The sequence below is a fragment of the Dietzia sp. B44 genome, assembly GCF_014145245.1.
In the GTDB taxonomy this organism is placed as follows: Bacteria; Actinomycetota; Actinomycetes; order Mycobacteriales; family Mycobacteriaceae; genus Dietzia; species Dietzia natronolimnaea.
This window is the reverse complement of record NZ_JAALEF010000024.1, coordinates 1-26,809: the sequence shown is the minus strand read 5'-3', so window position 1 is coordinate 26,809 and position 26,809 is coordinate 1. Positions and strand designations below refer to the sequence as shown.

The 26,809-nt window shown below is 67.9% G+C and carries 20 protein-coding genes; 19 read left to right on the top strand and 1 reads right to left on the bottom strand.

The window, feature by feature from the left end:
- Nucleotides 1-255: 255 nt before the first annotated feature.
- Complete coding sequence (locus G6017_RS17275; RefSeq protein ID WP_179523166.1) at nt 256-1,242, bottom strand: diacylglycerol/lipid kinase family protein; 987 nt, start codon at nt 1,240-1,242, stop codon at nt 256-258.
- Between the two features lie 335 nt (nt 1,243-1,577).
- Between G6017_RS17275 and rplJ the strand changes: the two genes are divergently transcribed.
- The 19 genes from rplJ to G6017_RS01140 all read left to right on the top strand — a co-directional run bounded on the left by rplJ (nt 1,578) and on the right by G6017_RS01140 (nt 26,608).
- Complete coding sequence (rplJ, locus tag G6017_RS01230; RefSeq protein WP_182615521.1) at nt 1,578-2,090, top strand: 50S ribosomal protein L10; 513 nt, start codon at nt 1,578-1,580, stop codon at nt 2,088-2,090.
- 61 nt (nt 2,091-2,151) lie between these two features.
- Nucleotides 2,152-2,538 (top strand): 50S ribosomal protein L7/L12, encoded by a 387-nt coding sequence (gene rplL / locus G6017_RS01225; protein WP_007631805.1) that lies wholly within the window; start codon nt 2,152-2,154, stop codon nt 2,536-2,538.
- A gap of 190 nt (nt 2,539-2,728) precedes the next feature.
- Nucleotides 2,729-3,856 carry an ABC transporter ATP-binding protein gene (locus tag G6017_RS01220; RefSeq protein ID WP_347237921.1) on the top strand — a complete coding sequence of 376 codons (1,128 nt, stop codon included), beginning with the start codon at nt 2,729-2,731 and terminating at the stop codon, nt 3,854-3,856.
- Nucleotides 3,853-4,683, top strand: a complete 831-nt coding sequence (locus tag G6017_RS01215) for an MlaE family ABC transporter permease (protein WP_182609587.1) — start codon at nt 3,853-3,855, stop codon at nt 4,681-4,683. Before G6017_RS01220 ends, G6017_RS01215 begins: the two co-directional genes overlap by 4 nt.
- Complete coding sequence (locus G6017_RS01210; protein WP_069389565.1) at nt 4,683-5,540, top strand: MlaE family ABC transporter permease; 858 nt, start codon at nt 4,683-4,685, stop codon at nt 5,538-5,540. The genes G6017_RS01215 and G6017_RS01210 overlap by 1 nt, the downstream gene beginning before the upstream one ends.
- A complete protein-coding gene (locus G6017_RS01205; protein ID WP_182615519.1) occupies nt 5,537-6,973 on the top strand; it encodes an MCE family protein in 1,437 nt (478 codons plus the stop codon). The genes G6017_RS01210 and G6017_RS01205 overlap by 4 nt, the downstream gene beginning before the upstream one ends.
- Nucleotides 6,970-8,061 carry an MCE family protein gene (locus G6017_RS01200; RefSeq protein WP_063971831.1) on the top strand — a complete coding sequence of 364 codons (1,092 nt, stop codon included), beginning with the start codon at nt 6,970-6,972 and terminating at the stop codon, nt 8,059-8,061. The genes G6017_RS01205 and G6017_RS01200 overlap by 4 nt, the downstream gene beginning before the upstream one ends.
- Nucleotides 8,058-9,080 carry an MCE family protein gene (locus G6017_RS01195; protein ID WP_096907028.1) on the top strand — a complete coding sequence of 341 codons (1,023 nt, stop codon included), beginning with the start codon at nt 8,058-8,060 and terminating at the stop codon, nt 9,078-9,080. The genes G6017_RS01200 and G6017_RS01195 overlap by 4 nt, the downstream gene beginning before the upstream one ends.
- Nucleotides 9,080-10,309, top strand: coding sequence for an MCE family protein (locus tag G6017_RS01190; RefSeq protein WP_182615517.1), 1,230 nt, complete (start codon nt 9,080-9,082; stop codon nt 10,307-10,309). The genes G6017_RS01195 and G6017_RS01190 overlap by 1 nt, the downstream gene beginning before the upstream one ends.
- Complete coding sequence (locus G6017_RS01185; RefSeq protein WP_063971834.1) at nt 10,306-11,562, top strand: MCE family protein; 1,257 nt, start codon at nt 10,306-10,308, stop codon at nt 11,560-11,562. The genes G6017_RS01190 and G6017_RS01185 overlap by 4 nt, the downstream gene beginning before the upstream one ends.
- On the top strand, nt 11,559-12,803 hold the full coding sequence (locus G6017_RS01180) for an MCE family protein (protein ID WP_132063030.1): 1,245 nt from the start codon (nt 11,559-11,561) through the stop codon (nt 12,801-12,803). Before G6017_RS01185 ends, G6017_RS01180 begins: the two co-directional genes overlap by 4 nt.
- A gap of 53 nt (nt 12,804-12,856) precedes the next feature.
- Nucleotides 12,857-13,519 (top strand): Rv1363c family protein, encoded by a 663-nt coding sequence (locus G6017_RS01175; protein WP_063971933.1) that lies wholly within the window; start codon nt 12,857-12,859, stop codon nt 13,517-13,519.
- A 19-nt stretch (nt 13,520-13,538) separates the two neighbouring features.
- Nucleotides 13,539-14,222, top strand: a complete 684-nt coding sequence (locus G6017_RS01170; RefSeq protein ID WP_132063028.1) for a hypothetical protein — start codon at nt 13,539-13,541, stop codon at nt 14,220-14,222.
- 432 nt (nt 14,223-14,654) lie between these two features.
- Complete coding sequence (gene rpoB / locus G6017_RS01165; protein WP_179523159.1) at nt 14,655-18,164, top strand: DNA-directed RNA polymerase subunit beta; 3,510 nt, start codon at nt 14,655-14,657, stop codon at nt 18,162-18,164.
- A 124-nt stretch (nt 18,165-18,288) separates the two neighbouring features.
- A complete protein-coding gene (locus G6017_RS01160; RefSeq protein WP_182615515.1) occupies nt 18,289-22,248 on the top strand; it encodes a DNA-directed RNA polymerase subunit beta' in 3,960 nt (1,319 codons plus the stop codon).
- A gap of 202 nt (nt 22,249-22,450) precedes the next feature.
- Nucleotides 22,451-23,824, top strand: a complete 1,374-nt coding sequence (locus tag G6017_RS01155) for a glycosyltransferase family 4 protein (RefSeq protein ID WP_182609595.1) — start codon at nt 22,451-22,453, stop codon at nt 23,822-23,824.
- On the top strand, nt 23,818-24,537 hold the full coding sequence (locus G6017_RS01150; protein ID WP_182609596.1) for a class I SAM-dependent methyltransferase: 720 nt from the start codon (nt 23,818-23,820) through the stop codon (nt 24,535-24,537). The genes G6017_RS01155 and G6017_RS01150 overlap by 7 nt, the downstream gene beginning before the upstream one ends.
- 6 nt (nt 24,538-24,543) lie before the next feature.
- Nucleotides 24,544-25,677 (top strand): prenyltransferase, encoded by a 1,134-nt coding sequence (locus G6017_RS01145; protein WP_179525961.1) that lies wholly within the window; start codon nt 24,544-24,546, stop codon nt 25,675-25,677.
- A 73-nt stretch (nt 25,678-25,750) separates the two neighbouring features.
- Nucleotides 25,751-26,608 carry an LLM class F420-dependent oxidoreductase gene (locus G6017_RS01140; RefSeq protein ID WP_179525960.1) on the top strand — a complete coding sequence of 286 codons (858 nt, stop codon included), beginning with the start codon at nt 25,751-25,753 and terminating at the stop codon, nt 26,606-26,608.
- Nucleotides 26,609-26,809: the final 201 nt, after the last annotated feature.

Sequence of the window (26,809 nt, the reverse complement as noted above, 5' to 3'; positions counted from 1 at the left end):
GCGCCGCCCGGCGGCGTGGCCGCCGGGTCGTGAGTCAGCCGGTCCGTCCGCTGTCCGTCGAAGATCTCCATGACCCGCCCCCGCCAGTCCGCCGTGCGAGCTGTTCGCACCCACCGTGTGACCCGCTCGCCCCGAACCCCGGGCGGGCGGTCTCCTCGACCCACACGCTACCCAGACCGGGCAGCGCGACCACCCGTTCCCTGGGCGGCGACGCCACCGGAGCGGCGCGACCCCGGGGAGAACACTCCTGCAGGGTCAGTGTGCGACACGCACCGTGAGTCCCCGACGCTTGATCCACGCCGAGAACTCGGTGACGGTGCCGCACTCCTCGCCGTCGATCTGGAACGACGCGGGCTTCTCCAGGATCCGGGCCGAGACCCCCTCACCCTGACGGAAGTCCAGTGGGCGGGTCTGGTGCTTCTCCTTGCCCTCGACGTGGGAGGAGCCCCTCCGTAGTGCCGGGGTGAGCTGATGCTGGAAGGTGTGGTGGACCAGCACCGCGCCGGCCTGGACCCAACCGAGGGCGCCCTTGGCCCGCAACGCCAACACATCGAGGAGACCGTCGTCGATCACGGCGTCGGGCAGCAGGATCATCCCGGCCTGGAGCATCCCGCAGTTGGCCACCAGCAGGGTCCGCGCCCGGGTGTGGATCTCCGGTCCGTCGTCGAGCGAGTACTCCACCTTGATCCGGTGGCCGCGGAGCAGTGTGTTGGCGAAGGCGCCCACGTAGGCGAGCCATCCCACCCTGGCCTTGAGGCCGTCGTGGGTGCCGGCGATCATGTCCGCGTCCATGCCGGCGCCGAGCATGACGAGGAAGACGTCGTCGTGGGTGTGCCCGTCGCCGTCGGTGTAGCGGACCAGGCCGAGGTCGACCCCCCGGCTCCGGCCGCTCATGGCCACGCGGACGGCGCGGTCCACGTCATCCAACGGGATGTCCAGATTCCGGGCGAGCAGGTTGCCGGTGCCGAGCGGGACCACGCCCATGGGGATGCCGGTGCCGACCAGGCCCTGGGCGACCGAACGCACGGTGCCGTCGCCGCCGCAGGCGAGCACCAGGCCGACACCGCTCGCGGCGGCCTCCTCGGCCTGACCCACGCCCGGATCCTCCTCGGTCGTCTCGTAGAACACCGGATCGGTCCAGCCGTGCAGAGCGGCCCTCTCGGCCGTGCGGCGACGAACCTCATCGACTCCGGCCTTGATGGGGTTGTAGATGACGGCGACGCGGGACGAGGCGGGGGGCACGGCACAACAGTGTCAGAAACACGCCCGACCCGCCATTCCCCGGTGGCCCGCCGATTTGGCGGCGGCGACCCGCCGCCTATACCCTGATGGGGAAGTTTGAACGCCTGGGAGCTCTGCTCTCGGGCACCTGATCAAGTTTCACCGAAGACCGCAGGTCGCCGCTCCCGCCGGGGGTGGTCGAAGGGTCCGGGAGCGCCCGGACGGCCCGCGCAGGAGAACACCGGTCAGTGTAGGAAATGGCACGTCACAGTGCCCGCCTCCTCCACGCCCCGTGCCGCCTGCGCCCGGGGCGTTCGTGCATTTCCCGGCAGTGAGAAGCAGAGAGGAGGCGAAACATGGCAAAGCCCGCAAAGGTCCAGGCCGTCGAGGAGATCAAGCAGCACTTCCAGAACTCCACGACCGCCGTGGTCACCGAGTACCGCGGACTCTCCGTCCCGCAGGTCACCGAACTGCGCAAGACGCTGGGTGACGCGGCCACGTACACCGTGGCCAAGAACACCCTGGTCAAGCGTGCGGCGAAGGAAGCCGGAGTCGAGGGTCTCGATGACCTCCTGTCCGGTCCCACCGCCATCGCGTTCGTCACCGGTGAGGTCGTGGACGCCGCCAAGGCGCTCAAGAACTTCGCCAAGGACAACAAGGCGCTCGTCATCAAGGGCGGTGTCATGGACGGCTCATCGCTGTCCGCCACCGAACTCGACAAGATCGCCGATCTCGAGTCCCGCGAGGTCCTGCTCGCGAAGATGGCCGGTGCCCTCAAGGGTAACCAGACCAAGGCCGCCGGCCTGTTCAACGCGCCCGCCTCGCAGCTGGCACGTCTGTTCGCGGCGCTCGAAGACAAGAAGAACTGACACACCCCACACGCTTCCGGTGTCGTATGACGGTGCCGGGACCAACAGAAAGGACGCCACCATGGCGAAGCTCAGCAACGACGAGCTGCTCGAGGCCTTCAAGGAGATGACTCTTCTGGAGCTCTCCGAGTTCGTGAAGCTCTTCGAGGACACCTTCGAGGTCACCGCGGCCGCTCCGGTCGCCGTCGCCGCTGCCGGCGCCCCGGCTGCCGGTGGCGAGGCCGCCGCCGAGCAGGACGAGTTCGATGTCGTCCTCGAGTCGGCCGGCGACAAGAAGATCGGCGTCATCAAGGTCGTGCGCGAGCTCGTGTCGGGCCTGGGCCTCAAGGAGGCCAAGGACCTCGTCGAGTCCGCCCCCAAGGCGATCGTCGAGAAGGTCGACAAGGAGGCCGCCGAGGCCGCCAAGACCAAGCTCGAGGAGGCCGGCGCGACGGTCACCCTCAAGTGATCTGACGCACCACGTCTCCTGTGGGGCGGTCCGGCGATGTCGCCGGACCGCCCCACAGGCATTTCTGCAGGTCGGTCCGACGAGGTTCGTTGCGATACATTACTTATCGGTATGTAACGAAGCACGCGCTCCAAGCGGTAGTTTACAGTGACCGTGGCCACAGATGATGGCTGCAGTGAGGAGTGGTGACGTGGGTATCGAGATATCTGTCGAGGGACTGACCAAGTCCTTCGGATCGCAGAAGATCTGGGAGGACGTCTCGTTCACCCTTCCCGAGGGCGAGGTCAGTGCGCTGCTCGGTCCGTCGGGTACCGGTAAGTCGGTGTTCCTCAAGTCCCTGATCGGGCTGCTGCGCCCGGAGCGCGGCAAGATCATCATCGACGGCACTGACATCCTGCAGTGCACAGCCAAGGAGCTCTACGAGATCCGCAAGCTGTTCGGCGTCCTGTTCCAGGACGGTGCACTGTTCGGGTCCATGGACCTCTACGACAACGTCGCGTTCCCGCTGCGGGAGCACACGAAGAAGTCGGAGAGTGAGATCCGTGACATCGTCATGGAGAAGCTCGAGCTCACCGGACTCACCGGGGCGGAGGGCAAACTGCCCGGCGAGATCTCCGGCGGTATGCGTAAACGCGCAGGCCTGGCCCGCGCCCTGGTGCTGGACCCGGAGATCATCCTCGTCGACGAGCCCGACTCGGGCCTCGACCCGGTCCGCACCACCTACCTGGCTCAGCTGCTCATCGACATCAACGCCCAGATCGACGCCACCATCCTCATCGTGACGCACAACATCAACCTCGCCCGGACCGTCCCGGACAACCTGGGCATGCTCTACCGCAAGAAGCTCGTGATGTTCGGTCCCCGCGAGGTGCTGCTCACGAGCGAGGAGCCCTCGGTCCGCCAGTTCCTGCGCGGTTCCAGGCTGGGACCGATCGGGATGTCCGAGGAGAAGGACGACGCGCAGATGCGCGAGGAGCAGGCACAGGCGGACGCCGGCCACAACGACGGGTCCCCGGGAGCCGACGAGGTCACGGGTGTCCCGCCACAGATGCAGCCCACCCCGGGCGGCCCCGAGCGCCGGGGTGAGATCCGCCGTGAGAAGCGTGTGGCCGAGATGCTGGACACCCTCCCCGAGGGCGCCCAGACCGCCATCCGCGAGGAGTGGGCGGCCCGCGGCCACGGTAACAGTAGGGTCACAGCGTCGGCGCCGGTCGACGCCACCACGGGCGCTGCGGGTGGCGGCAGTCAGCGGCTGTCGACGACCACTACGGGTCCTAATGGGTCCGAGGACGCCGGAGAGATCGGAGGAAAGGCATGACGGAGGGCGTGAACCAGCAACCCGCGGTGAAGGCCGGTGTGTCGCCAGCAGATGTCGGCGGAGGTGTCCGGACTGCGGTGGGCGGCGCCGGTACGGTCTTCCGACTGTTCCTCGAGGTGTTCAGAGGGGTCTTCAGGAGGCCGTTCCAGTTCCGAGAGTTCATCGAGCAGTCGTGGTTCATCGCGTCCGTGACGATCCTGCCGTCGGCACTGGTCGCGATCCCCTTCGGGGCGGTCGTGGCGATGCAGACGGGCTCGCTGGTCCAGCAGCTCGGGGCTGAGGCCTATACGGGAGCGACCGGCGTCCTCGCCGTCGTGCAGCAGGGCGCGCCGCTGGTGACCTCGCTGCTTATCGCGGGCGCCGCCGGGTCGGCGGTGGCCGCTGATCTGGGCGCCCGCTCCATCCGCGAGGAACTCGACGCGATGCGCGTCCTGGGGATCGACCCCATCCAACGACTCGTCGTCCCCCGGGTGCTCGGCATGATGCTCGTCGCGGTGCTCCTGAACGGGCTCGTCTCCATCGTCGGGATCTCCGGTGGTTACGTGTTCAACATCATGTTGCAGGGCGGCACCCCGGGTGCCTATCTGATGTCCTTCGGGGCCCTCGCCCAGTTGCCCGATTTCATCATGTCCTCGATCAAAGCGCTGATCTTCGGACTGATCGCCGGCGTCGTCGCCTCGTACTGTGGCATGAATCCCAAGGGCGGGCCGAAGGGGGTCGGCGACGCTGTAAACCTCGGCGTCGTCCTGACTTTCCTCCTGCTGTTCTTCGCCAACCTCATCCTCACGGCGATGTACCTGCAGATCGTTCCCCCGGTGCGGTCGTAATGGCGATCCATACTGATGTCGGACCCACGAGGGCCCGGCTGAGAGCCCTCGTCCGCGGCCCGATCAGCTCGTTCGACTCCCTGGGTGACCAGCTCGCCTTCCACCTGAGGGCTATCCGCTGGATTCCCCAGACGATCGTCCACTACCGGCACGAGGTGTTGCGTCTGATCGCGGAAGTGACCTTCGGCGTCGGCACCCTGGCGGTGCTCGGTGGAACCATCGGCGTCATCGTCATGATGAGCGGGTTCACCGGGGTCGTCGTCGGCCTGCAGGGGTACGCAGCCCTCGACCAGATCGGCAGCTCGGTCCTCACCGGGTTCCTGTCCGCCTACGTCAACACCCGTGAGGTCGCGCCCGTCGTGGCGTCACTCGCCCTGTCCGCAACCGTCGGCTGCGGTTTCACCGCCCAGCTCGGTGCCATGCGGATCTCCGAGGAGATCGACGCCTTGGAGGTCATGGCGATTCCGAGCGTGCCGTACCTCGTCACCACTCGGGTCATCGCCGGGTTCATCGCCGTCATTCCGCTCTACGTCGTGGGTCTGCTCTCGTCATACCTCGCCACGCGGGGAGTCAACACCATGATTCAAGGACAGTCCACAGGGTCGTTCGACCACTACTTCCATCTGTTCCTGCCTCCGGAAGACGTGATCTACTCCTTCATCAAGGTGATCATCTTCGCCTTCGTGCTGGTGATGATCCACTGCTACTACGGCTACACCGCGTCCGGGGGCCCGGCCGGCGTCGGCGTGGCGGTGGGGCGCGCTGTCCGCACCACGATCGTCGTGGTGGCGATCCTGAACTTCTTCGTCGGACTGGCACTTTGGGGCACGACCACGACGGTGCGGGTGGCGGGATGAACGAGCTCTCCGTACTCTCCAAGCGGTTGCTGGCCGCCCTTTTCATCATTATCGTCCTGGCGTTCGTCGGGACCACCATCGCGATCTACAACCGCGCCTTCACCGACTCGGACGGCGTCACCCTGTACACCGACGACATGGCGTTCGCGCTGCCGAACGACGCCGACGTCAAGGCGCGCGGTGTCCTCGTGGGCCGCGTCTCCGGTGTCGAACCCGACGGGGACCGCGTGCAGGTCAACATGGAGTTCGACCCGGCGCTCATCGAACAACTGCCGGCCAACGTCAGTGGCCGCCTGCTCCCCAAGACGTTGTTCGGTGAGCGGTTCGTCGACCTGGGGTTCCCCGATCAGCCCGTGGGGACGCTCGAACCGGGAGCGACCATCGAGCAGGACACCCGCGGCAACGCGATCGAGTTGGGGCGCGTCCTGGACGGGCTACTCCCCGTTCTCGAGGCGGTCCCGCCGGAGAAACTGGCGGGCACGCTCGGCGCGATCAACCAGGCGTTGTCAGGCCGTGGGGACGAGATCGGCGCCAGCCTGGTCGAGATCGGACAGGTGTTCGACGGCATCAACCAGGAGTTGCCCGCTCTGGAATCCGGGCTGGAGGATCTGGCGACATTCTCCCAGACCTATTCCGAGGCGCTGCCTGATCTCATCAACGCTCTGGACGCTCTGCGCACCACCGGCGACACGGTGGTCCAGCGCCGCCCCGACATCGCCGACGGACTGCGGCGGATCAGCGAATCGTCCGAGGTCCTCACCGGTTTCCTCGCCGCTAACCGCAACGACCTCATCTCCCTGGCGGTGGACTCGCGCACCTCCCTGGAGTACCTGGCTGAGTATTCGCCAGCACTGCCGTGCTCGGTGGGGAATTTCATGACACTTCTGGACCGGTCCGATGCCATCCTGGGCGTGGGCACCGAGCACCCCGCCATCCGGGTGACGCTCGAGCTCGTCAATCCCAGAGGGCGTTACGTGCCCAACCAGGACGAGCCGCGGTTCTTCGACACCCGCGGTCCCCGCTGTTACGACCCGGCGCAGGAGCCGTTCTACTTCGGTGGGGCCCCCGGCGGGGCGATCGCCGACGGGAGCTACCAGATCCCCACCCGCAATCCGGGGCCCGCGTTCATCCCGACTCTGCCCAATCCGCTTCTCCGGGACGGGCCGGTTCCGGCACTCCGTAACCGTGGCTCGGTTCCCCCGGCTCCCGGGCGGGCGGTGCCCGAGCAGCCCAATATGCCGTTTCCGTCAACCGTGACCGCGGGTCAGGACAGCGACGTGGTGGCTATGGCCTACGCCGGCTCGCCGCTGGAGACCGACACCGTCCGAACCGTCCTGGGGGTCGCGTCCTCGCGCGGCGCGCAGGAGATCCCTGCCTGGATCGGCCAGATCGGCGCCCCGGCGCTTCGCGGAACGGAGGTCGGTTTCCGATGAACGCCAAACTGAAGGCCCTATTCCGTGGCGGCCTGCTGGGGTCATTCGTCAAACTGGTGGTCTTCATCGTGGTCACAGTGCTGCTCAGTTCGGTCCTCGCCGTGACCATCAGGGGCGGCACCCGGGCGGAAGGTACGGAGTACTCTGCGATCTTCTCCGACGTGACCATGCTGGAGGAGGGCGACGACGTCCGGATAGCCGGCGTCGTGGTGGGCAACATCACCGGGATGGAGATCCACGAACGCGACCTGGCTAAGGTGGACTTCACCCTGGCCGGCGACCGCACGCTGCCGGCCAACGTGCACCTGGCACTGCGGTTCCGGAACATGATCGGCCAGCGGTACCTGAACATCTCCCGGGAGCCCGGACCCGTCCAATCGGCCCTGGAGGAAGGGAGCACGATCGGAATCGAGAAGACCTCGCCCGCGGTCGATCTCACGGCGCTGTTCAACGGTTTCCGCCCGCTCTTCACGACCCTGCAGCCGGAGGACGTCAACGCGCTCGCCGACTCGCTGGTGCGGGTACTGCAAGGGGAGGGCGGCACCGTGACGAGCCTGGTCCGCCAGACTGGTGAGCTGACCAACCACCTGGCCGATCGGGATCAGGTGATCGGCGAAGTCATCGACAACCTCACCCGGGTCCTCGAGACCATCAACGAGCGGGACGTGCAGTTCCAGCAGCTCGTGGTGACCACCAGGCAACTCGTCGAGGGACTCGCCGACGAGCGCGACGCTATCGGCAGTTCGCTCGACTCGATGGCGGATCTGACCTCGTCGGCGGAGAACATCGTCACCGCCACGCGGCCCGCCGTGACGGATTCGCTCGACCACCTCAAGGTGGTCACCGACCAGATCACGACGAACCGCGACACGCTCAGCGAGGTTCTCATCAACCTGCCGCGCAAGACCGACAACCTCATCAGGATGGGTTCGTTCGGGTCCTGGCTCCAGTTCTATCTCTGTGGACTCGACGTGGTGCACGGCCCAGGCACCAACGTGCCCAACCTTCTTCCGAGCGGCGGTCCCACGATCAATCAGCCGGTGTACACGAACGTCGCGCCCCGGTGCCACGCAGGGGGAATCCCATGAGCAAGCGCAGTGCGAACGAGCCGAGGTTCAGCAACGCCACCATCGGAGCGATCGGGGTCCTGGTGATCCTCGCCCTGACCGCCGTGTCGTTCAGACTCGACGCGCTACCGATCGTCGGGGCGGGACCCAAATACACAGCCTACTTTTCCGAGGCCGCCGGGCTAGCGGACGGTAGCGAGGTCCGCGTGGCCGGCGTCAAGGTTGGCGTCGTGACCGACGTGGCGCTCGACGGCGACAAGGTGGCCGTGGGCTTCCGGGCCAAGGACGCCTGGCTCGGCGACGACACCCGGGCGAGCATCCAACTCAAGACCGTGCTCGGCCAGAAGTACCTCGCGCTGAGCCCGGCGGGAACCGGGGAACTCGACACGTCGGAGCCGATCCCGCTTGAGCGGACGGTGGCCCCGTACGACGTGGTCACAGCTTTCTCCTCCGCAGCGGAGACGCTCGACGAGATCGATGACGCCAAATTGGCAGCGAGCCTGGACACCCTCACCGATACGATGCAGGCGTCGCCCGAGGAGTTCCGGGGCGCGGTCGACGGCATGGCGCGTCTGTCGCAGACCGTGTCCAGCCGGGACGCCGAATTGCGGAACCTACTCGAGGCCACGCGTACGAGCTCCCAGATCGTGGCGGACCGTAATGACGACTTCCGGCGCCTGATCATCGGCACCGGACAGTTGTTGGGCGAACTCAACGACCGCGCCGAGAGTCTCAAGCTGGTGTTGGCCTCCACGCGCGGACTGTCGATCGAACTCCGCCGGTTCGTCGCGGAGAACGAGGCCGAGTTCAAGCCGACCCTGGATAGTCTCGACTCCGCCCTGGCGGTGTTGACCGACCACGAGGAAGAGCTGAGGGCATCCATCCACAACCTCGGGCCCTTCTATCGGCTGTACTCCAACATTCTGGGCTCGGGCAGATGGTTCGACACCGTGGTCACCAACCTCGTCCCGCCGGGTATTCCTGAGCCGCCCTTCTATCCCGGCGCCCGCGCGCCGGCCAGACAGAGTGGGATCAACTGATGCACAAGAAGATGCCGTACTCGTTCGTCGGGCTGCTGCTCGTCGTCGTCGTGGCCGCCGTGACTGTTATTTTCCTCGCCGTCACGGGGTTCGGACGCACCAGCATCACCGCCACCTTCCCGACAGCCGTCGGAATATCGGAGGGCTCCGATGTCCGGATCCTGGGGGTCACGGTGGGTTCCGTCGACAAGGTGACCCCGATGGGGGAGACCGTCGAGGTCGAGTTCCACGTCCGCCGGGGCGTGGACGTCCCGGCGGACGCCAAGGCGGTCCAGGTGACGCCCTCGGTCGTCCCTGACCGTAACGTCCAACTACTGCCCGCCTACTCTGGCGGCCCCAAGATGGAATCGGGCGCGCACATCCCCCTCGAGCGGACCGCGACACCGGTCGAGGTGGACAAGCTCTACGCCTCGGTGGAGGAACTGACCGATGCTCTCGGCCCGGAGGGTGCCAACAAGGACGGCGCTCTCGACAAGTTCGTCACCGCGTCCGCGGACACGCTCGGAGGCAACGGTGCCGCACTCGGGCGGTCGATCGACGAGTTGTCGCAGGCCGCGACGACGCTGGCGGATTCGAGTCAGGACATCAGCGAGACCGTGGTCAATCTGCAGTCGTTCGTCACGATGCTCGCGCAGAACGATGCCCAGGTGAGGCAGTTCAACTCCCAGATGTCGACCTTCAACCAGACTGTCGCTGGTCAGCGCGAGGACCTCCAGGGCGCCCTCGCCGAACTGAGCTACGCCCTCGCGGACGTCGCGCGTGTCGTGCGGGACAACCAGGACGTGATCCGCAGCAATGCGGACCGTTTGGTGAGACTCAGTCAGATCACCGCGGACCAGAGGGGCGACATCGAGGAGATCCTCAAGACTGCTCCGTTGGCTCTGTCCAACCTCCTCGGCGCCTACGACCCCGAGGCCGGGCTGTTGTCCTTACGTCTCAACATCCCGGAGTTGCAGGACCCGGCCGGCGTCCTGTGCCAGCTCATGACACTTGGCCGCCTGAACCCCGGGGACCAGATGCTGGCCGAACTCGACAACCTCCGGCGCGCCGATATCGAGGCCTGCGAGGCTCTCGCGCCGCAGCGCAACGCCGATCTACAAGCGTCGAACCCGGATCTGCCGTTGGGCATCCTCGCTGGCGAGATGAATCAGTCTGTCCCGGTTCCCGGGACGGTCCAGGGCAATCGCGGGTGGCCGATGACGCCCGCCTCGGAAGGGGGACGGGGATGATCCGGCCGACCACGCCCATCCTCGGTCGCGCCGTCCGCGCGGTCGGTGCCAGCGCGCTCGTGGCCGCCGTCGCGGCGGGGTGCTCGTTGAATCTGGAGGACTACACTCTGCCGGGTGGCGCGGACCTGGGTGAGGACCCCATGCACGTGGCCGTCCGCTTCGACGATGTGTTGGACCTGGTCCTGCAGTCGTCGGTCAAGGTCAATGGTCTTGACGCCGGTCGCGTGTCCGGTATCTCGCTGGCGGAGGACGGGTGGACCGCAGAGGTGGACATCGTCCTCCGCGGCGACATGGAGCTCCCCGCCAACGTCGAGGCCTCGATCCAGCAGACCAATCTCCTTGGCGAGAAGTTCGTGCAGCTCAGCCCGCCGGAGGACGAGCCGCCCACCGGAGAGCTGTCCGGCGGTGACGTCATCGCCAGTTCGGACACCCGCACGGCTACCGACATCGAGCAGGTTCTCGGCGCGCTGTCGCTGTTGCTCAACGGCGGCGGCGTGGACCAACTGCAACCGATCGTGGCCGAACTGCGCAAGGCCACCGACGGCCGCGAGGAGGATCTCACCCGGACCCTGCGATCGGCGGAGGAGCTCATCGGGGGCCTGAACCGGCAGCGCGACAGCATCACCGAAGCCCTCGAGGGCGTGAACCTCATGACGTCGCGTGCCAACGATCAGCGCCAGCAGATCGAGGCGGCGCTCGACGAGCTGCCCGCCGGGGTGGCGGTGCTCGAGGAGCAGCGCTCGCAGTTCGTGGAGATGCTGCGCCGGGTCGACACACTGGGCCAGGTCGGCTCGGAAGTCCTGCTCACCAGCAGGGAGGACCTCATCGCCGACCTGCGGGCGCTGCGCCCTGTGCTGCAGTCCCTCGGCGAGTCGACTCCGGAGCTCATCGAACTGATCGGTTTCGTCCCCACCTTCCCGTTCCCGGACTCGTCTATCCCGGCGACCGTCGGCGGCGCGGCCAACATCTTTCTCTCCGTGGACGCGACGATCTCTGAGACGCTCCGGAATCTGGGGGCGAATCAGGGCGAACCGGTGGTTCGCCGTCCGAACACCACGAGCGGGCCCTACGTCGTGGACCCGCAGAACCCGTGGGTCGGCGACAACGGCCCGGACCGGCGGACGACCATCGTGCTGCCGCTCCTGCCGGTCCCGCCGGTCATGGACCGGGCGGTGGTGCCCAAGCCCGCACCAGGAGTCTCGGAGTTCTCCGAGAACTACCTGCCCGAACCAGGAGAGCCAGGAAACCGATGAGCAAGACACTCCGCACCCAGCTCATCGCCTTCTGTGTGATCGCCGCGGTCGGGATCACCTATGTAGGTGCCAACTACGTTCGCTTACCTTCGCTGTTCGGGATCGGCCAGTACCAGGTCTATCTGGACCTACCCGAGACCGGCGGGGTGTTCACCAACGCGGCCGTCAACTACCGCGGCACGGCGATCGGACGGGTGGGCGAGCTCTCGCTCACCGACGACGGTGTGCGAGTCGAGCTCGACCTCGACTCGAGCGCCCCCGACGTCCCGGCGGACACCGAGGCCGTGGTCGCCAACCGCTCCGCCATCGGAGAGCAGTACGTGGACTTGCGACCCAACAGCAGCTCGGCGCCGTATCTCGAGGACGGGGACGTGGTCTCCGCCGGACGTGAGGCGTTGCCGGTACCCGTCGAGAACCTGTTGGCCTCCGTCGACGACCTTTCCCGATCGGTCCCCTTGGACGATCTCGAGGTGACCGTCGATGAACTCGGCAAGGCGTTCCAGGGCCGGGGACCCCAACTGGAGCGACTCTCGGACTCCCTCATCCGGATTTCCGAGTCCGGTATCCGCACCATGCCGCAGTTGCAGACGCTGATCCGCGACGGGGCGACCGTCCTGGAGACGCAGGCCGACCAGTCCGGTGAGATCGTCAGTTTCTCCCGCGATCTCAGGACGGTCACCGAGGCGTTGCGTGACTCGGACTCCGACCTGGAACGGCTGATCACCACGGGACCGGAGTTCGCCGACGAGACCCGCTACCTCGTGGAGAACTCCGGCGAGCCGCTCTCGCGCGCCGTCGGCAATCTGTCGACCACGATGAAGACGGTCGATCCGTTGGCCCCGTCGTTCAAGGTGCTGCTGCAGTTGCTGCCGGCGCTGGCCGCCGGCGGGATGTCCGTCGCCCCGGGGGACGGGACAATCCACTTCGGTCTGTCCCTCGAGACGAACAACCCACCAGCGTGTACGCAAGGATACGAAGGTACGTGGGAGATCATCGACCAGATGAAGGCGCAGGACCCGTCCTTCGACTGGCAGGAACAGAACTTCCCGCCCAACTACGACGCGCAGTGCACCGTGCCCTTCGGCAGCCCCACCGCCGTCCGCGGTGCCGACCGGGTGGAGTACGCGCACCCGGACGTGCCGCAGCCCTGGGACGCCAAGCCCAAGATCGACCCCGACAGGGCCAACCTGTCCGTGGCGGCCACGCAGCTCGCGGTGTTGCAGGGGTTGATCCCCCGGTGACCGTGCGGCGGGGCGGCGACTCGGCGGACGGTGGGTCCGGTAGTGTCGCCGCCATGGGTTCGCAGGTAACGGACGGGGATGCGCGCCGCCCCGGGGGGACGGGGACCGTGCCGAGATGGCTGGTGGTCCTCGCGGTGAGTATCCTCGTGGCGGGGCTGGCAACGCTGGTGGTGTTCGGGGTGCGGTACACCCAGGCGCGGGCGGCCCAGGAGGTGGCGACCGAGCGCGAGGCGGCCTCCGACGTCGCCGCGCAGGTGATAATCAACGCCTTCAGTTTCGACCACCGGAACGTCGACGAATCGCTCGAGCAGTTGGCGGAGGCCTCTGCCGGTGAGTTCCTCGCCGAGCAGGAGCAGTGGGCCGACGATGTGCGAACGCGCGTGGTGGAGCAGAAGGCGGTCACCACGGCGACGGTCTCGCACACCGCTGTCGAGACCCTGGATCTCGAGGCCGGCGACGCGGCCGTCCTCGTGGTGTTCACCGCCCACTCCGAGCGGGAGGGCCAGGACGACATCACAGGCCGTCAGGCGATGCGCGTGGACCTGACGCGAGAGGACGGCACCTGGAAGGCCGACGCGGTCAACCAGGTGGGTGTGACGGTCCCGGTAGGCGAGTCCGGTCGGTCCGTGGAGGAGCTCGACGCTCCGGAGGAACAGGACGACCCGGCCACCGAGGAGGAGTCGACCCCCGCGCCGACCACCTCCGCCGGACGATGACGAAGGACGACAGTCGCTGATGCCACCGATCAAGAGAACCCAGAAGTCGGTCAATCCGGCGCCCCGTAGGCGGCTGGCCGGACACGCCGGACAGACCCGACCCGAGGGCGGGACCGCCACGGACCTCACGTCGTGGGACGCACGAGACGACGAGGTGGGCGGCGACGGAACCGGGGCGGGTCGCGGGGAACGGCGTGCCGGCCGTCGGCCCGGTGGTCGCACGATCGCGTACTCCGCCATCGCGACGGGGCTGGCCGCCGGGGCCATCGGGGCGTTCCTGGCGACGGAACCCGGGGTCGACGTGGACAACAGGGCGTTCGTTGACCGGGAGGCCACCGAGGAGGTCCTCTCGGCTGCGACGACCAACGTCCAGCGGCTCGTGGCGATCGACCACGAGACCCTCGACGAGTACCACGATTCGCTGGGAGAGTTCCTCACCCCGAAGCTCGTGAACGAGCTGGACGAGAACTGGCCCGCGCTGCGCGAGAGCTATGAGCAGTCCGCGACGAGCGTCGACGCAGAGGTCCGCGAGGCCGGTCTCGCCTACCTGCAGGGCGACAAGGCCGAGGTGTTGCTGGTCCAGGATGTGTCGATGACCAGGGACGGCGCGGCTGCGGGAAGTACCAGCGGCACCTATCTCGTCGGTCTGGACAAGATCGACGGCGTGTGGAAACTGTCGAGGATCCCGGATCTGCCCTCCTGACGAGGACTGGTCGGGAACCGATCCGGCAACCGACCGTGCCAGATCCTTGACGAAAGTGCTTTCACCCGTCACCCTTTAGGGGCATCGGGCGAGTGCCGTAGAGGTTGAGTGCGACACGGTCCGGGTGCGACGTCCCGACCGGGGGCCGATGAGGCGAGAGCCACGAGGGCAACCAGCGCAGGGACGGACGGCGCACCCGCCCGCGCACAGCCTCCGGGATCATTCCCGTTGACGGCTGGACTTCCGCGCCGCTATCCACTAGATTAGGTCGTTGCGCTGGCTGCTATTTGCACTCTCGTCCGTCCGTGACGGCTCGTCCCCGGTCCCACCGGGTGTTCTCCGAGTCCTCGATCGGGTCGGATCTGGGTGGATACCCGTCGGCGGACCGCTCGCAGATACATCTGTGGTCACCGCCCGTGGTGATCACGTGAGGTGCTGGAAGGACCCATCTTGGCAGTCTCCCGCCAGACCAAGTCAGTTTCCACCGTTCCCGGTGCGCCCCGGAGGGTCTCGTTCGCGAAACTCTCCGAGCCGTTGCCGGTCCCGGGACTGCTCGACCTCCAGACGGAGTCGTTCGAGTGGTTCATCGGGTCGGAGGAGTGGCAGAAGAGGGCCGCGTCACGCGGCGTCACGAACCTCGAGGGAGGCCTGGAGTCGATCCTCAGGGAGATCTCCCCGATCGAGGACTTCTCCGGATCCATGTCGCTCTCGTTCTCGGATTCGTACTTCGAAGAGGTCAAGGCCTCCATGGAGGACTGCCGCGAGAAGGACCGCACCTACGAGGCACCCCTGTTCGTCACCGCCGAGTTCGAGAACACCGAGACGGGCGAGATCAAGTCGCAGACCGTCTTCATGGGTGACTTCCCGATGATGACGGACAAGGGCACGTTCATCATCAACGGCACCGAGCGCGTCGTCGTCTCGCAGCTCGTCCGCTCGCCGGGCGTGTACTTCGACCGGAGCCGCGACAAGTCCACGGAGCGCGACGTCCACTCCGTCAAGGTCATCCCGTCGCGTGGCGCGTGGCTCGAGTTCGACGTGGACAAGCGCGACACGGTCGGTGTGCGCATCGACCGCAAGCGCCGCCAGTCCGTGACCGTGCTGCTCAAGGCGCTCGGCTGGACCACCACCGAGATCAAGGAGCGCTACGGCTTCTCCGAGATCATGATGTCCACGCTCGAGAAGGACACGGTCGAGGACACGGACCAGGCCCTGCTCGAGATCTACCGCAAGCTGCGTCCGGGCGAGCCGCCGACCCGCGAGTCCGCGGAGGCGCTGCTGGAGAACCTGTTCTTCAAGGAGAAGCGCTACGACCTGGCCCGCGTCGGCCGCTACAAGGTCAACCGCAAGCTCGGTCTGCCGGATCCCGAGGGTGACGACACCACCACGCTCACGCGTGAGGACATCGCCGCCACCATCGAGTACCTCGTGCGCCTCCACGCGGGCGAGAGCTCGATGCAGGTCGCCGGTGGCCGCGAGGTCCCGGTCGACGTCGACGACATCGACCACTTCGGCAACCGTCGTCTGCGTACCGTCGGCGAGCTCATCCAGAACCAGGTCCGCGTGGGCCTGTCCCGGATGGAGCGTGTGGTCCGCGAGCGGATGACCACGCAGGACTCCGAGGCGATCACCCCGCAGTCGCTGATCAACATCCGGCCCATCACCGCCGCGCTCAAGGAGTTCTTCGGAACCTCCCAGATGTCGCAGTTCATGGACCAGAACAACCCGCTGTCGGGCCTGACCCACAAGCGGCGCCTGTCGGCCCTGGGCCCCGGTGGCCTCTCCCGCGAGCGCGCCGGCCTCGAGGTGCGCGACGTGCACGCCTCGCACTACGGCCGCATGTGCCCGATCGAGACCCCCGAGGGTCCGAACATCGGTCTGATCGGCTCGCTCTCGGTCTACGCCCGGGTCAACCCGTTCGGCTTCATCGAGACCCCGTACCGCCGGGTCGTCGACGGCGCCGTCACCGACCAGGTGGACTACCTGACCGCCGACGAGGAGGACCGCCACGTCGTGGCGCAGGCCAACTCGGAGATCGACGCGGACGGCAGGTTCGTCGAGGACCGCGTCCTCGTGCGCAAGAAGCACGGTGACGTCGAGGTCGTCGCGGGTACGGACGTCGACTACATGGACGTCTCGCCGCGGCAGATGGTCTCCGTCGCCACCGCGATGATCCCGTTCCTCGAGCACGACGACGCCAACCGCGCCCTGATGGGTGCGAACATGCAGCGCCAGTCGGTCCCGCTCGTGCGTTCCGAGGCGCCGCTCGTCGGCACCGGCATGGAGCTGCGCGCGGCCGTGGACGCGGGCGACGTCGTCGTCAACACCCGTGCGGGCATGGTGGAGGAGGTCTCGGCCGACTTCATCACCGTCATGGACGACGACGGTGGTCGTCAGACCTACCGTCTGGCCAAGTTCGCGCGGTCCAACCAGGGCACCTGCTCCAACCAGAAGCCGATCGTGGACGAGGGGATGCGCGTCGAGGCCGGCCAGGTCCTCGCCGACGGACCCTGCACCGAGAACGGTGAGATGGCGCTGGGCAAGAACCTGCTCGTGGCGATCATGCCGTGGGAGGGCCACAACTACGAGGACGCGATCATCCTCTCGCAGCGCCTGGTGGAGGAGGACGTGCTGACGTCCATCCACATCGAGGAGCACGAGATCGACGCCCGCGACACCAAGCTGGGCGCCGAGGAGATCACCCGCGACATCCCCAACGTCTCCGACGAGGTCCTCGCGGACCTGGACGACCGTGGCATCGTGCGCATCGGCGCCGAGGTCCGTGACGGCGATGTGCTGGTCGGCAAGGTCACGCCCAAGGGCGAGACCGAGCTCACCCCGGAGGAGCGCCTGCTGCGCGCCATCTTCGGTGAGAAGGCCCGCGAGGTGCGCGACACGTCGCTGAAGGTGCCCCACGGTGAGTCCGGGAAGGTGATCGGCGTCCGCGTGTTCTCGCGTGACGACGACGACGACCTGCCCCCCGGCGTCAACGAGTTGGTCCGTGTGTACGTGGCGCAGAAGCGCAAGATCCAGGACGGCGACAAGCTCGCCGGCCGCCACGGCAACAAGGGCGTCATCGGCAAGATCCTCCCCGCCGAGGACATGCCGTTCATGCCCGACGGCACGCCCGTGGACATCATCCTCAACACGCACGGCGTCCCGCGTCGTATGAACATCGGTCAGATCATGGAGACCCACCTCGGCTGGCTGGCCAAGGCGGGCTGGGAGGTGCCCCGCGAGGCGGACGGTTCCCTCCCCGAGTGGGCGACCAAGCTGCCGGAGGAGATCTACAGCGTCGAGGCCGGCACCAACACGGCCACCCCCGTCTTCGACGGTGCGGCGGACACGGAGATCACCGGCCTGCTCGGCTGCACGCTGCCGAACCGTGACGGCGAGCGGATGGTCGAGGCCGACGGCAAGGCGACCCTGATCGACGGTCGGTCGGGTGAGCCCTTCCCGTACCCGGTGTCCGTGGGGTACATGTACATCCTCAAGCTGCACCACCTGGTGGACGACAAGATCCACGCCCGTTCCACGGGTCCGTACTCGATGATCACCCAGCAGCCGCTCGGCGGTAAGGCCCAGTTCGGTGGCCAGCGCTTCGGTGAGATGGAGTGCTGGGCGATGCAGGCCTACGGTGCCGCGTACACCCTCCAGGAGCTGCTCACGATCAAGTCCGACGACGTCGTGGGTCGCGTGAAGGTGTACGAGGCGATCGTCAAGGGCGAGAACATCCCGGAGCCCGGGATCCCGGAGTCGTTCAAGGTCCTGCTCAAGGAGCTGCAGTCGCTGTGCCTCAACGTCGAGGTGCTCTCCAGCGACGGCCAGGCCGTCTCCCTGGGCGAGGGCGCCGAGGACGACGACCTCGACCGCACCGCCGCGAACCTGGGGATCAACCTCTCCAGGGACGAGTCCTCGGCCGCGGACGAGCTGGCGCAGTAGGCGCCGGGGGCGCGCACCACCGGCGCCCCGCAACCCGAATATTTAAGTTCCACCACGGCGGGCCCCACACCGGCCCCACCCCGCGAGGGGCCCGCCACCATCCCATACGGGAAAGGACGCCTACGTGCAGGACGTCAACTACTTCGACGAGCTGGTCATCAGCCTCGCGACCGCGGAGAACATCCGCAACTGGTCCTATGGCGAGGTCAAGAAGCCCGAGACCATCAACTACCGCACCCTCAAGCCGGAGAAGGAGGGCCTGTTCTGCGAGAAGATCTTCGGCCCCACCCGGGACTGGGAGTGCTACTGCGGCAAGTACAAGCGCGTGCGCTTCAAGGGCATCATCTGCGAGCGCTGTGGCGTCGAGGTGACCCGTGCCAAGGTGCGCCGTGAGCGGATGGGCCACATCGAGCTGGCCGCGCCCGTCACGCACATCTGGTACTTCAAGGGCGTCCCGTCGCGGCTCGGCTACCTCCTGGACCTCGCGCCCAAGGACCTCGACAAGATCATCTACTTCGCGGCCTACGTCATCACCGCCGTGGACAAGGACCTGCGCCACAACGAGCTCAGCACCCTCGAGGCGCAGACCCTCGAGGAGCGCAAGATCATCGAGGACGAGCGGGACTCGGACATCGAGGCACGCGCCAAGAAGCTCGAGGCCGACCTGGCCGAGCTGGAGGCCGAGGGCGCCAAGGCCGACCAGCGCCGCAAGGTCAAGGACGGCGGCGAGAAGGAGATGAAGAAGATCCGCGAGTCGGCCCAGCGCGAGCTGGACCGCCTCGAGGAGATCTGGACCACCTTCACCAAGCTCGAGATCAACCAGATCATCGTGGACGAGGGCATCTACCGCGAGCTCGAAGACCGCTTCGGCGAGTACTTCGAGGGCGGCATGGGTGCCGAGGCGATCCAGTCGTTGCTGGAGAACTTCGACCTCGCGACCGAGGCCGAGAACCTCCGCGACATCATCCGCAACGGCAAGGGCCAGAAGAAGATCCGCGCCCTCAAGCGACTCAAGGTCGTCTCCGCGTTCCTGCGGTCCGGGAACCACCCGGCCGCGATGGTGCTCGGGGCCGTCCCGGTGATCCCGCCGGAGCTGCGCCCGATGGTGCAGCTCGACGGTGGGCGCTTCGCCACCTCGGACCTCAACGACCTCTACCGCCGCGTGATCAACCGCAACAACCGCCTCAAGCGACTGATGGACCTCGGTGCCCCCGAGATCATCGTCAACAACGAGAAGCGGATGCTGCAGGAGTCCGTCGACGCGCTGTTCGACAACGGTCGTCGCGGCCGGCCCGTCACGGGCCCGGGCAACCGCCCGCTCAAGTCGCTCTCGGACCTCCTCAAGGGCAAGCAGGGCCGGTTCCGTCAGAACCTGCTCGGCAAGCGCGTCGACTACTCGGGTCGTTCCGTGATCGTCGTGGGTCCGCAGCTCCAGCTGCACCAGTGTGGCCTGCCCAAGCTCATGGCGCTCGAGCTGTTCAAGCCGTTCGTCATGAAGCGCCTGGTGGACCTCAACCACGCCCAGAACATCAAGTCCGCCAAGCGGATGGTCGAGCGTCAGCGCGACCAGGTGTGGGACGTGCTCGAAGAGGTCATCGCCGAGCACCCGGTGATGCTCAACCGCGCACCCACCCTGCACCGCCTCGGCATCCAGGCCTTCGAGCCTCAGCTCGTCGAGGGCAAGGCCATCCAGCTGCACCCGCTGGTGTGTGAGGCCTTCAACGCCGACTTCGACGGTGACCAGATGGCTGTGCACCTCCCGCTGTCCGCGGAGGCGCAGGCCGAGGCCCGCATCCTCATGCTGGCCTCGAACAACATCCTGTCGCCGGCGTCGGGCCGCCCGCTCGCCATGCCGCGTCTGGACATGGTGACGGGCCTGTACTACCTGACCCGCCTCGACGAGGGCGCCACCGGCGCCTACGTCCCGGCGGCGCAGGACGCCCCGGCCACCGGCGTGTACTCGAACCCGTCCGAGGCCATCATGGCCGTCGATCTGAAGGTGCTGGACATCCACGCGCCGATCCGGGTGCGGATGTCGCAGCAGCGGCCCCCCGCCGAGATCGAGGCGGAGCTGTTCCCCGAGGGCTGGACCCCCGGCCAGGAGTGGATCGCGGAGACCACGCTGGGCCGCGTCATGTTCAACGAGCTGCTCCCGGCGGACTACCCGTTCGTCAACGAGCAGATGCCCAAGAAGCGCCAGGCCGTCATCATCAACGACCTGGCCGAGCGCTACCCGATGATCGTCGTGGCGCAGACGGTGGACAAGCTCAAGGACACCGGTTTCTACTGGGCCACCCGCTCGGGCGTCACCATCGCGATGTCCGATGTGCTGGTCCCGCCGGCCAAGAAGGAGATCCTCGCCTCGTACGACGCCAAGGCGGCGCGACTCGAGTCGCAGTTCGGGCTGGGCAAGATCACCGACGAGGAGCGCAAGAGCGACCTGGTCAAGCTCTGGCAGGAGGCCACCGACGAGATCGGTCAGGCCATGGAGGCCAACTACCCGGACTCCAACCCGATCCCGACGATCGTCAAGTCCGGCGCGGCGGGCAACATGACCCAGATCCGTGCGCTCGCGGGCATGAAGGGCCTGGTGACGCGTCCGAACGGCGAGTTCATCCCGCAGCCCATCAAGTCCTCGTTCCGCGAGGGCCTGACGGTGCTCGAGTACTTCATGAACACGCACGGTGCGCGTAAGGGTCTGGCCGACACCGCGCTGCGTACGGCCGACTCGGGTTACCTCACGCGTCGTCTCGTCGACGTCTCCCAGGACGTCATCGTCCGCGAGACGGACTGTGGCACGAGCAAGGGCATCGAGACGGTCATCGCCCGCCGCGAGGTGGACGCGCACGGCGTCGAGACCGGCGTGCTCTCCCGGGACGAGCACGTCGAGACCTCGACGTTCGCCCGTACCCTCGCGGAGGACGCCGTCGACGCCTCCGGCGCGGTCGTCGTGGCCGCCGGCACCGACCTCGGTGACCCGACGATCGAGGCGCTCATCGCCGCGGGAGTGGAGAAGGTCAAGGTCCGCTCGGTCCTCACCTGCACCACGGGCACGGGAGTCTGCGCCACCTGCTACGGCCGTTCCATGGCGACCGGTCTGCTGGTCGACATCGGCGAGGCCGTGGGCATCGTCGCCGCCCAGTCCATCGGTGAGCCGGGCACGCAGCTGACCATGCGTACGTTCCACCAGGGTGGCGTCGGTGACGACATCACCGGTGGTCTGCCGCGTGTGCAGGAGCTCTTCGAGGCACGCGTGCCCAAGGGCAAGGCGCCGATCGCCGAGGAGGCGGGCCGGATCCGTCTCGAGGAGGAGGAGCGTTTTTACACGATCACGATCGTGCCGGACAACGGTGCGGAAGAGATCGTGTACGAGAAGCTGTCCAAGCGTCAGGGCCTCGCGCACATCATCCTCGAGGACGGGTCGTCCCGTCCGATCGTCGACGGCGACCACCTGGAGCGGGGTCAGGCCCTGCTCGAGGGGCCGGCGGACCCGCACGAGGTGCTGGCGATCCTCGGCCCGAACGGGGTCCAGAAGTTCCTCGTCGACGAGGTGCAGAAGGTCTACCGCGCACAGGGTGTGTCGATCCACGACAAGCACCTCGAGGTCATCGTCCGCCAGATGATGCGTCGCGTCGCGATCAACGAGTCCAACAGCACCGAGTTCCTGCCCGGTGCGCTGGTCGAGCGCGCGGAGCTCACGGCGGAGAACCGTCGCGTGCTCACCGAGGGCGGCTCGCCGGCCTCGGCGCGCCCGGTCCTCATGGGTATCACTAAAGCCTCGCTGGCCACGGACTCGTGGCTCTCGGCGGCCTCCTTCCAGGAGACCACCCGCGTGCTCACCGACGCCGCGATCAACCGGCGGTCGGACAAGCTCGTGGGCCTCAAGGAGAACGTCATCATCGGTAAGCTCATCCCGGCGGGTACCGGCATCAACCGGTACCGCAACTCGACGGTCGAGCCCACCGAGGAGGCCCGCGCGGCCGCCTACTCCATCCCGGACTACGGCGACGGCTTCTACGGTCCCGAGGACGGGTTCGGCGACGCCACCGGCGCGTCGGTCCGCCTGGACGACCTGGGTTACTGACCCGACCCGTCGGGTCGGTCACCGGCCGACCCGAACGAACACCGGACCCCCGGGCGCCCCGAGCGCCCGGGGGTCCGGTGCGTCGGCCCGGCCGTGTCGTCGCTGGCCGCGAACGTGTTCTAGACTTGCTCGATGTGCCCTGAGCCGCCGCGGTCCTCGCGGGCGGTCCGGGGCCGGATGACCGGAAGGGGGCGATCGAGAAGTGCGGATCGCACTGCTCTCGTACAGGAGCAAGCCACACGGCGGCGGGCAGGGCGTCTACGTCCGTCACCTGAGCCGTGAGCTGGCCGCACTGGGCCACACCGTCGAGGTGTTCTCCGGTCAGCCGTACCCGGAGCTCGACCCGGGGCCCACGCTCACCAGGGTGCCGAGCCTGGACCTGTACAACGACGCCGACCCGTTCCGCACGCCGCACCCGCGTGAGATCCGCGACAGGATCGACCTCCTCGAGGTGGCCACCATGTGGACCGCCGGCTTCCCGGAGCCGCGCACCTTCAGCCTGCGCGCGGCGCGGGCGCTCACGCCGCGGTTGGCCGACTTCGACGTGGTGCACGACAACCAGTGCCTCGGCAGCGGCCTGTTGACGCTCGAGGAGGCCGGGTTCCCGGTGGTCGCCACGGTGCACCACCCGATCACCCGGGACCGGGACCTCGCCATGAAAGAGGCGCCGCTGCGCAAGAAGCTCACGACCTGGCGCTGGTTCGGGTTCCTGGGCATGCAGATCCGGGTGTCCCGGAAGCTCGAGGAGATCATCACCGTCTCCAGCAACTCGGCCGAGGACATCGCCTCCGACTTCGGGGTGGACCCGGAGCGGATCGTGACGATCCCGCTCGGTGTGGACACCGACCGCTTCCACGACCGCCGCGACCGCGAGCCCGGACGCCTGGTCTGCGTGGCCAGCGCCGACCAGCCGCTCAAGGGCGTCCCCATCCTGTTGCGGGCGCTGGCGAAGGTCCGCGAGGAGCATCCCGGGGTGCGGCTCACCCTGATCTCCAAGCTCAAGCGCAAGGGGGAGGCCTCCAGGCTGCTGGACTCCCTCGGCCTGCGCGACGCGGTGGACCTGGTGTCGGGGGTCGACGACGACGAGTTGGCCGAGCTCGTGGGCACCGCCGAGATCTCGGTGGTCCCGAGCATGTACGAGGGCTTCTCGCTCCCCGCGGTCGAGGCCATGTCCAGCGGGTGTGCGGTGGTGGCCAGCCGCGCGGGTGCGCTGCCGGAGGTCGTGGGTACCGATGACTCGGCCGCCCGACTGGTCGCACCCGGCGACGTCGACGAGCTCGCCCGCCAGATCAGCGCGCTGCTGTCCGATCCGCTCGAGCGTCGACGCCTCTCGCAGGGTGGGCGGGAGCGTGTGATGGAGCGTTACAGCTGGGCCGCCGTGGCCAGGAGGACCGTCGAGGTCTACGAGACGGCGATCGCCAGGGTCCGGGGCGAGACGCTCCCGGACCTGACCGTCGGTCCGGTCATCGGGCCGGACCAGACAGAGATTGACGAGCACGTCACCGACGACGTGCCCGAGGTGCTCCCGGGTTCCGGGGAGTACGACATCCGTGAGCAGGAGGACGCCGCATGCTGACCGCCGATTTCGCCCGTCTCGGGGTCACTCCCGGCATGCGAGCCATCGACGTGGGAGCCGGCCTCGGCCGACACACCTTCGAGCTGTACCGCCGCGGGGCCGACGTGACCGCCTTCGACCAGAACGCGGACGAGATGCGGCAGGTGACCGAGATGCTCGCCGCGATGGAGGCCGAGGGTGAGGGCCTGCCGGAGTCCAGGGGCGAGGCGGTGACCGGCGACGCGCTGAACATGCCCTACGAGGACGGCACCTTCGATCTGGTGCTCATCTCCGAGGTTCTCGAGCACGTCCCGGAGGACACCCGGGCGATCGCCGAGTTGGTGCGGATCCTCAAGCCGGGTGGGGTCGCCGCGGTGACCGTGCCGCGTGAGTGGCCGGAGAAGCTGTGCTGGAAGCTCTCGGACGCCTACCACTCCAACCCGGGCGGGCACTGCCGCATCTACACCGCCGAGGAACTGGGCTTCAAGCTCCGCGCCGCCGGCCTGGAGGTCACCGGCACCGGGTACGCGCACGCGCTGCACGCCCCCTACTGGTGGCTCAAGTGCGCCGTGGGTACGGAGAACGACGACCACCCGCTGCCCAAGGCCTATCACAAGCTCCTGGTGTGGGACCTGATGAAGGGCCCCTGGGTCACCCGGACCGCCGAGAAGCTGCTCAACCCGGTGATGGGCAAGTCCATCGTGTTCTACCTACGCAAGCCCGCGGAGGCCTGATCGTCCGTGCTCACCACCAACTCCGGCGTAGACCGGTCCCGTCCCGTCCCCAGCGTCCCGGGGGTCCTCGACGCCGACGCGGTGCGGGCCACCGGCGAGTGGATCGCCTCCGTGCAGCGTCCGAACGGTGAGATCCCGTGGTTCACGGGCGGGCACACCGACCCGTGGGATCACGTGGAGTCGGCCATGGGCCTGTCGGTGGCCGGCCAGTGGGAGGCCGCCGAGAAGGCGTACGGGTTCCTGCGCGACACCCAGCGCGGTGACGGCTCCTGGCCGGTGCGGTGGCAGGACGGCGTGATCGTCGACGCGGACACCGACTCCAACTTCTGCGCCTACGTCGCGGTCGGGGTGTGGCACCACCACCTCGTCACCGCCCGGCCGGGATTCCTGGAGTCCATGTGGCCGACGGTGCGCAGGGCGCTCGACCTGGTCCTGACGTTCCAGGGCCCGGACGGTCAGATGTGGTGGGGTGCCGGTGAGGAGGGCTTCTGCGAGGAGGCGCTCATCACCGGTTCGTCGAGCGTCCACCACGCCCTGCGGTGTGGCGTGGCGATCGCCGAGGAGCTCGGGGGGACGGCCCCGGACTGGGACGCCGCCGCCGACTCCCTCGGACACGCCCTGCGGGCGCACCCCGAGTTGTTCACGCCCAAGACGGAGTTCTCGATGGACTGGTACTACCCGGTCCTCGGTGGGGTGATGGTGGGGGATCAGGCCCAGGACAGGCTGGACTCGCTCTGGGACCGGTTCGTCGTCGACGGCCTGGGTATCCGGTGTGTGGACCACCGGCCCTGGGTCACCGGTGCCGAGACGTGCGAGCTCGTACTCGCGCTCGAGGCCGCCGGGCGGCACGAGCAGGCGCTCCAGCAGTTCACCAACATGCAGCACCTGCGGGACACCGACGGCTCCTACTGGACCGGACTGGTCTTCGCCGACGGCAAGCGCTGGCCGGTGGAGCTGAGCACGTGGACCGGAGCGGTCATGCTGCTCGCGGCGGACGCCCTGTCGCGCACCACGCCGGGCAACGAGATCTTCCGCTACGTCTCGGACCACACCATGCAGCGGTTGCACCTCGCACCGGGTGATCCCGCCGACTGCGCCCCGGGCGAGGAGTGCCCGCCCATCGCGGCCGCCGTGCGCTAGTCTGTCGGGAACTGCCGCTGGACACCTGTCTGGTCAGGTGTCGGCCGGCGGCCCGACCGCACGAGGAGCGCCCATGGAATTCGGACTCACCCTGTTCACCAGCGATCGGGGGATCCGGCCGACCACGGCCGCCGTGGCCGCGGAGAACGCCGGGTTCTCGGCCTTCTACGTCCCCGAGCACACCCACATCCCGGTCCGGCGCGAGGCCGCGCATCCGGGCACCGGTGGGGCCGAGCTGCCCGACGAGCGCTACAGCCGCACGCTCGACCCGTGGGTCGCGCTCGCCGCGGTGTCCTCGGTCACCTCGACGATCCGCCTCGGCACGGCCGTCGCGATCCCGGTCGAGAGCGACCCGATCACCCTGGCCAAGACCATCGCCTCGGTCGACCACCTCTCGGGTGGCCGCACGGTGCTGGGGGTGGGGTACGGCTGGAACCTCGACGAGATGGCGGACCACAACGTCCCGCCCTCGCTGCGCCGCACCATGCTGCGCGAGTACCTCGAGGCCATGCGGGAACTGTGGAGCCGGGACGAGGCCGAGTACCACGGGCGGTTCGTGGACTTCGGTCCCAGCTGGGCCTGGCCCAAGACCGTCCAGGCGGGTGGTCCCCGCACCCTCGTCGGCGCCGCGGGCAACGAGAAGAACTTCAAGTGGATCTGCCGCAGCGCCGACGGCTGGATGACCACCCCGATCTCCCAGGACATCGCGGGAAGCGTCCGGCAGTTGCGGGAGCTGTGGGCGGAGGCCGGTCGCGAGGGGGAGCCGTACATCGTGGTGCTCGACGGCAAGCCGATCCCCGAGAAGATCGAGATGTACCGCGAGTTGGGGGTGCACGAGCTCGTCTACGGAACCCCGGACAGGTCCGAGGAGGAGGTGCTGGCCTACATCGACCGTCTGGCCGGCAAGCTCGGGCTGGCCGTCGGTACCTGACCGGGCGGGGCCGATACACCGGTTCCCGCGCCGAAGCCCCTGCCGGTGGCCCCGCCGCGCCGGTACCGTCGGCGGTATGACCTCCGCCTCCGCCTCGGACACCCCCGTCGTCGTCATCACCGGAGCCGGGGGCGGCCTCGGTGCCGCCACGGCCGCGCTCTACTCCGGTCGCGGGTGGCACGTCGTCGCCGCCGACCTCAG

What these genes read in the sequence shown, in the direction of transcription:
- rplJ (WP_182615521.1), top strand. Translation starts at nt 1,578, where the DNA reads ATGGCAAAGCCCGCAAAGGTCCAGGCCGTCGAGGAGATCAAGCAGCAC.
- rplL (WP_007631805.1), top strand. Translation starts at nt 2,152, where the DNA reads ATGGCGAAGCTCAGCAACGACGAGCTGCTCGAGGCCTTCAAGGAGATG.
- G6017_RS01215 (WP_182609587.1), top strand. Translation starts at nt 3,853, where the DNA reads ATGACGGAGGGCGTGAACCAGCAACCCGCGGTGAAGGCCGGTGTGTCG.
- G6017_RS01210 (WP_069389565.1), top strand. Translation starts at nt 4,683, where the DNA reads ATGGCGATCCATACTGATGTCGGACCCACGAGGGCCCGGCTGAGAGCC.
- G6017_RS01205 (WP_182615519.1), top strand. Translation starts at nt 5,537, where the DNA reads ATGAACGAGCTCTCCGTACTCTCCAAGCGGTTGCTGGCCGCCCTTTTC.
- G6017_RS01200 (WP_063971831.1), top strand. Translation starts at nt 6,970, where the DNA reads ATGAACGCCAAACTGAAGGCCCTATTCCGTGGCGGCCTGCTGGGGTCA.
- G6017_RS01195 (WP_096907028.1), top strand. Translation starts at nt 8,058, where the DNA reads ATGAGCAAGCGCAGTGCGAACGAGCCGAGGTTCAGCAACGCCACCATC.
- G6017_RS01190 (WP_182615517.1), top strand. Translation starts at nt 9,080, where the DNA reads ATGCACAAGAAGATGCCGTACTCGTTCGTCGGGCTGCTGCTCGTCGTC.
- G6017_RS01185 (WP_063971834.1), top strand. Translation starts at nt 10,306, where the DNA reads ATGATCCGGCCGACCACGCCCATCCTCGGTCGCGCCGTCCGCGCGGTC.
- G6017_RS01180 (WP_132063030.1), top strand. Translation starts at nt 11,559, where the DNA reads ATGAGCAAGACACTCCGCACCCAGCTCATCGCCTTCTGTGTGATCGCC.
- G6017_RS01175 (WP_063971933.1), top strand. Translation starts at nt 12,857, where the DNA reads ATGGGTTCGCAGGTAACGGACGGGGATGCGCGCCGCCCCGGGGGGACG.
- G6017_RS01170 (WP_132063028.1), top strand. Translation starts at nt 13,539, where the DNA reads ATGCCACCGATCAAGAGAACCCAGAAGTCGGTCAATCCGGCGCCCCGT.
- G6017_RS01150 (WP_182609596.1), top strand. Translation starts at nt 23,818, where the DNA reads ATGCTGACCGCCGATTTCGCCCGTCTCGGGGTCACTCCCGGCATGCGA.
- G6017_RS01140 (WP_179525960.1), top strand. Translation starts at nt 25,751, where the DNA reads ATGGAATTCGGACTCACCCTGTTCACCAGCGATCGGGGGATCCGGCCG.